The following is a 5,637-nucleotide window of genomic DNA, read 5'->3' as shown; positions in this document are numbered from 1 at the left end:
GGAGCTTGCTGCGTTTTCGGGCTCATGCCAGCACCTGGCGCATGCGGATCAAGGTCTGTTCGGGGCTGCTGGGTTCGTCGGCGTTCTGGCGCAGGAAGGCTTCGATTGCCCCATGGCGGGTGATCGCTTCGTCGGCCAGGGGGTCGCTGCCGGCGGAGTACTCGCCGACGCGGATCAGCATTTCGATCTCGCCGTAGCGCGCCATCAATTCACGGATGCGCATCGCCAGGCGCTTGTGTTCATCACCGGCGACCTGCTCCATCAAGCGGCTGCGGCTGCGCAGCACGTCCACCGCCGGGAAATAGTTGCGCTGCGCCAGTTCGGCGCTGAGGGCGATATGCCCGTCGAGGATCGAACGCGCTTCCTCCGCCACCGGATCGCTGGCGGCGTCGCCTTCGGTGAGCACGGTGTACAGCGCGGTGATGCTGCCGGCAGGGCCCGGGCCGGCGCGCTCGAGCAACTTGGGCAAGGTGGCAAAAAACGACGGCGGATAACCGCGGCGGGTTGGCGGTTCACCCACGGCCAGGCCGATTTCGCGCTGGGCGCGGGCGAACCGCGTGAGGCTGTCCATCAACAGCAGTACATTGCGGCCCTGGTCGCGGTGGTACTCGGCCAGGGTGGTGGCGACAAATGCCGCGCGCACCCGCTCGGCGGCCGGGCGGTCGGAGGTGGCGACGACAGCAACGGTGCGTGCGCGGGCCGTGGCGTCCAGTTGCACGTCCAGCAGTTCGCGCACTTCCCTGCCCCGCTCGCCGATCAAACCGATGACAATCACATCGGCCTCGCTGTTGCGGATGATGCTCGCCAACAAGGAGGATTTGCCCACACCGGGCTCGCCGAAGATGCCCATGCGCTGGCCCTGGGCGAGGGTCAGCAAGCCGTCGATGGAGCGGATGCCCAACGCCATGGAGCGCACGATCAATTGCCGGGAGAACGGGGCCGGTGGCTCGGCATGCAAGGGGTAGGTCTGCAGGTTCAGGGTTGGCGGTACACCGTCACCGTCGAGAAACTCGCCCATGGGGCTGATCACTCGCCCCAATTGCGCATCGCCCACGGCCACACCCAGGCTTTCGCCGGTGGCAGTGATTTGCGTGCGGGTCGACAGGCCTTCCATGGAACCGATGGGCGACAGGATCGCTTCGTCGCCATCAAAACCGATCACTTCGGCGCTGAGGCTGCGACCACTGACCGGGTCGCGCAGGTGGCATAGCTCACCGATGCTCGCGCCCGCCACGCTGGCCCGCAGCAACACCCCGCGAATGCTCAGCACCGTGCCCTGCATCGGACGCAAGCGGGCCTGGGACAGCCGCTCGGTCAGGCGCGGCAGCAGTTGATCGAGGTTCATGCCACGCCCTCTTCGGCAAAGGGCAACAGGCTGCGGCGCAGGCTTTGCAGTTGCGCCTCCAGCCCCAGCTCAACCGAACCCGCCGGGCTGCTCAGGCGGGCCTGGCCGGCGCCCAGTTGCGCATCGGCCTCCACGGCGATGCCGTCCTTGAGCAACTGTGGGCGCAGGGCATTCACTTCGGCGGGCGGCACCCACAACGTCAAGGCCTGGCCCTGGCGAAACGCGCTCAGGGCCTGGCGTGTACAACGCACCACGCGGTCGGTGTCATCCAGTTCGCCAAGTACTTCACGCACGATGCCCAGGGCCAGGTCCGCCAGCGACGCCTCAAGCCCGGCCAGGTAATGCTGGACCTCGGCCTGGGTTTCCAGCAGCAACTGTGCAACCTGTTCGGCACCTTCGCGGCGCGCACTTTCAAAACCCTCGGCGCGGGCGGTGTGCAGCCATTGGTCGCTGTCGGCCTTGATCTGCTCGGCGTGCGCCCTGGCGGCTTGCACAAAGGCAAAGCCATCGGTCCATAACGCCGCTTCATCGGCGCGCAAAATCCGCGCGGCTGGGCGGCTGGGTAATTCACTCATGGGCAAGCTCCTCGGCGAGTAACCGGGCGGCGACGGTCTGGACGATCTCCAGGTCGCGGGGCAAGCGCCCGCTGTAGCCCTTGGGTGCGACAAACCGCAGGGGCAGCCAGCCTTGCAACTCGGCAGGCTGGGCTTGCAGCCAGGCAGCGACACAGGTGAGGCCATCGCGGTCGATGGCGTCGATCAACTCGGCGGGCTCGCGCAGCAGGTCGGCCGCGCCGCCCAACTGCCGGTGCGCGAGGGCCAGGGCAAAGGCTTCCTGGCCAAGGCCCTCGCGCAATTCATTGACCACTTCGCGGCGGATCTCCCGGCTCAGGGTCGAGCCATGCCAGATCGCACCACACAGCCTGGGCAGACGCGCAAATTGCGCCGGGCTCAGCAGCAGCACCGGCAAATCAGCGGCGGGCGGCGTGACCAGATGCGCCAGCGGCGCCAGCTGATAATGGCTGGCCAGCAGTTGCTCCAGCCGCGAGCGAAAACGCGGCTGCCCATGCAGGGCTTGCAGCACCTCGACCGGCAGGCCTTCGCCAAAACACTCGCCAAGGCTTTGCTCGCGCACAAACTGCAACGGCTGGGCGATCAGCCCCTGCCAACGCTCAACCAGGCTCATTCACCCTCCTTGAGCACATACAACGCCTGGGCCTGGCGCCGCGCCCATTGCTGGCGGGCCAACACACCACCCGCGCCGAGGGCGAGCAGCAGCAAGCCACCGAACAGCAACCGCGCCTGGTTGAGGTTGTCTTCCAACAGCCACAGGCCCATGAAACGCGCGAGTCGCGGTTGCGCCGGGTTCTGGCTGATGGACACCGCGGCCTTGATCGCGGTCACCGACACACCGTCATAGCTCAGGCCGGAAATGCCGTTGGCCACCAGGGTCTTGATCTGCGGAATCAGCGTGTTGATGTCGGTGCCCGGGTCGTAGCGCACCAGCACCGAGGCCGACGACGGCGAAATCACCCGCTTGAGCAGGTCATTGTCCGGCAGCACCACGTGCACCCGCGCCGAGACGATGCCGTCGATCTGCGACACCGAGTGGGACAGTTCTTCGCTCAAGGCATAGATCATCTGCGCCCGCTCCTGCACCGGCGACGACACCAGGCCATTGCCCTTGAACACCTCGCCCATGTTGGAAAAGCTCTGCTGCGGCAGGCCGGCGTTGTCCAGCAGGGTCATGGCCTCGGCGAAGCGCTGTTCGTCGACCACCACTTTCAACTGGCCGTTGTCCTGCACCTTGCGCGTCGCCGGGATGCCGTCGCGCAGCAGCACCGCGACCATGGCGTTGGCGTCGCGCTCGCTGAGGTTGGTGTAGAGGTCCATGTCGCAGGCCTGCAAGAGGCTGGCGAGCACGCCGATCAGCAGCAGGCGCAGGGCGCGATTCGGGCTTGGCATGGCGTTATTGACCCTTGAGCAGCGTGTTGGCGGAACCGGAAATCTGCGTCGCACCGCGCACCACCATCTGGGTTTCGATGGAGTAGTCGAACATCTTGCCCAGTGAATGGACGATCTGGTCGACCTGCTGCTCGGCGACTTTCTTGCCCGGTTCTGCGGTGGGCGAGGCACCCGAGGTGCGGATATCCGCAGCGGCCACTTGCGGCGGCGCCGAGGGGTTATTGGTGAGCAAATCGGCGCGCTCGGAAAAGGTCCGGGAGCGGTCGATAAAACTGTTCAGGCGCTCCATCAGCCCCGAGCCGATCTGATGGGGGCTGGCGCCCTCGGGCATGCCCTTGGCCGTATTGGCCATGTGCTCGAACAGATTCTGCGAGGCCCCGGCGGGCCCCGCGCCAGCGGACGGCGGCAAGGCCGTGGCGCTGGCAGCGAGACTGATGGTCATGGGTGCGCCCTACTCTTCGTCGTCATCGGACATGGCGTCATTCAGCATTTCCTGGGCCTTGGGCATGATGATGAATTGACCGCCGATGGTGACCGCCTGGGTGATCAGGGCATCGGTGAATTCGGCGTCGGTCATCTCCGGTTTGTCGGCGCTCTTGGCGTTATCCACCGCGGCGTTGAACTTGGCTTCAGGGCTGGCGCCACCGGGGGCGAGGTTGCTGTCTACGGCGGTTACGGACATGGTCATGCTCCTTTACTGGGGTTGGGGTGAATCAAGGGGTTTCAGTGCTCACCTGGGCGCCGCGAAACACCCGCACGCCGCGCTCGCGCGCCACAACAGGCGGGCTGGCCTTGGGTTGCAGGTGATCCACATGCTGCTGGACCAGCGCCAGGTACGGCGGCGGCCCGGAGACGAAGACTTCATCGCCCTCGGGGCCGTTGCGCATCGACAACTGCTGGCCGAAGACGTCGAGGTTGTTCAAATAAGCCTGCAACTGGTCCAGGTTCAGGGCGCTGGCCTTGAACAGCCTGGTGGTGATTTCATCGCTGGCATTGAGGTACAGCAGGTTGCCGTCGAAATACCAGGTCAGGCCATTGGTGCTGCACAGCGTCTGCAAAAACTCCCCGGCGGTGGCTGCACGCACGGTGCTGCGGGCCTTGCCGCGGACCTTGTCGGAGAGCACCAGCGGGATATCGAGGTTGTGGCCGAACTCTTCGAGGGCGGCGCGCACGTCCTGGTCCACCAGCACATAGGCGTAGGGTTTGGCGAACCATTCGGGCTCTTCGTCGGCGTGGGCGATCGAGGCACCCAACAGCACCGACAGACATAGGAGCGCCATGGAAAATATGCTTACATGACGTCCGCCTTCGCCCAACGAGTTGTGACGATGACCAAACACTTTTTGCTTGCCGGCAGCCTGTTGCTGGCTGCCTGTTCCAATACTGCGCCGAGCGATTCCGACCGCTCGCTGAAGCTGGCCGACGACCTGAACAAACGCGGCGACTACGCCAGCGCGGCGGCGCTGTACGAACGTGCGGCCCAGCAACCGGGCGCAAGCATCGACTTGTGGCTCAAACTCGGCCAGGCACGGCTCGACGGCAACGACGCGGTCGGTGCCGAGCGCGCCTTCCAACAGGCCCTCGGCCTTCAAGCCCACAACGCCGACGCCCTGCTGGGACTGGGCACCGCGCAACTGCGCCTTGGCAAAAGCCAACGCGCCGTGACCGCCCTGGGCCAGGCCGCCGAGGCCAGCCAGTCGCCGGTCGCCTACACCCGACTGGGCATTGCCCAGGTGTTGAACGGCCAGGCGGTGGCGGCACAAACCGCGTTCGCCAAAAGCCTGAGCCTGCAACCCGACGACCTCGACAGCCGCTGCAACCTGGCCCTGGCCTACGCCCTTGGCGGCCAGGCGCAGCAGGCCTTGGACACCATCGCCCCCGTCACCCAATCGCCCCGCGCGTTGCCACGGCATCAGCGTAATGAGTTGTTGGTGCTGGTGTTGGCGGGTTACGAACAACGGGTGGTCAGCTTGCCGCTGGACGATATTCCGGCGGCTGAGCGCGCACGCCTGATCACGGAAGCCAACCGCATCAAAGCCATCAGCGATCCGATTGCGCAAGCGCGGGAATTGGGGCTGGTGGATACGCACTAAATCCAACTGCTTTTGATCTTGCTGTTGCCCTGCTTTTGACGTTGCTTTTGATCTATCAGGCCCCGTTAAACCACGCTGGCCGAACGCAGGCTTTGGAGCGTGGGTAACCCGGCAGGACGCCGGGTTAGCCGCGCTGGGCCAAGGATGGCCCATCGCGGCGGCCCACGGTCCAAAGCCGGAGTGAGGGCACACCGAGCCTAAGCGAGGTGCCGAGTGGTGGGGCAAAGACCTTTTG

Annotated in this window: 8 protein-coding genes; 1 reads left to right on the top strand and 7 read right to left on the bottom strand. The window is 65.6% G+C overall.

Translation table 11 applies throughout. The features are described 5' to 3' along the window. Positions 1 to 22: 22 nt before the first annotated feature. From HX805_RS31705 to HX805_RS31675, 7 genes are read right to left on the bottom strand one after another with little or no spacing between them, the layout of a single operon-like run. Complete coding sequence (locus tag HX805_RS31705; protein WP_008433161.1) at positions 23 to 1,345, bottom strand: FliI/YscN family ATPase; 1,323 nt, start codon at positions 1,343 to 1,345, stop codon at positions 23 to 25. Next, positions 1,342 to 1,920, bottom strand: coding sequence for a FliH/SctL family protein (locus HX805_RS31700; RefSeq protein ID WP_177070345.1), 579 nt, complete (start codon positions 1,918 to 1,920; stop codon positions 1,342 to 1,344). The genes HX805_RS31705 and HX805_RS31700 overlap by 4 nt, the downstream gene beginning before the upstream one ends. Beyond that, on the bottom strand, positions 1,913 to 2,530 hold the full coding sequence (locus tag HX805_RS31695; protein ID WP_003208324.1) for a hypothetical protein: 618 nt from the start codon (positions 2,528 to 2,530) through the stop codon (positions 1,913 to 1,915). Before HX805_RS31695 ends, HX805_RS31700 begins: the two co-directional genes overlap by 8 nt. After that, positions 2,527 to 3,309 carry a type III secretion system inner membrane ring lipoprotein SctJ gene (gene sctJ, locus HX805_RS31690; protein ID WP_003208326.1) on the bottom strand — a complete coding sequence of 261 codons (783 nt, stop codon included), beginning with the start codon at positions 3,307 to 3,309 and terminating at the stop codon, positions 2,527 to 2,529. The genes HX805_RS31695 and sctJ overlap by 4 nt, the downstream gene beginning before the upstream one ends. Before the next feature lie 4 nt (positions 3,310 to 3,313). Further along, complete coding sequence (locus HX805_RS31685) at positions 3,314 to 3,751, bottom strand: hypothetical protein (protein ID WP_003208328.1); 438 nt, start codon at positions 3,749 to 3,751, stop codon at positions 3,314 to 3,316. A gap of 9 nt (positions 3,752 to 3,760) precedes the next feature. After that, on the bottom strand, positions 3,761 to 3,991 hold the full coding sequence (locus HX805_RS31680; protein WP_003208330.1) for a hypothetical protein: 231 nt from the start codon (positions 3,989 to 3,991) through the stop codon (positions 3,761 to 3,763). A 31-nt stretch (positions 3,992 to 4,022) separates the two neighbouring features. Further along, positions 4,023 to 4,589 carry a type III secretion protein gene (locus HX805_RS31675; RefSeq protein ID WP_177117636.1) on the bottom strand — a complete coding sequence of 189 codons (567 nt, stop codon included), beginning with the start codon at positions 4,587 to 4,589 and terminating at the stop codon, positions 4,023 to 4,025. A 48-nt stretch (positions 4,590 to 4,637) separates the two neighbouring features. On the opposite strand from HX805_RS31675, the gene HX805_RS31670 reads away from it, so the two are divergent. Next, positions 4,638 to 5,402, top strand: coding sequence for a tetratricopeptide repeat protein (locus tag HX805_RS31670; RefSeq protein ID WP_177117635.1), 765 nt, complete (start codon positions 4,638 to 4,640; stop codon positions 5,400 to 5,402). The last annotated feature ends 235 nt before the right edge of the window (positions 5,403 to 5,637 follow it).

It is taken from the genome of Pseudomonas sp. G5001 (assembly GCF_013385475.1).
In the GTDB taxonomy this organism is placed as follows: Bacteria; Pseudomonadota; Gammaproteobacteria; order Pseudomonadales; family Pseudomonadaceae; genus Aquipseudomonas.
Note: the sequence above shows the minus strand (reverse complement) of the source record. Positions and strands in the feature narration are given on the sequence as shown.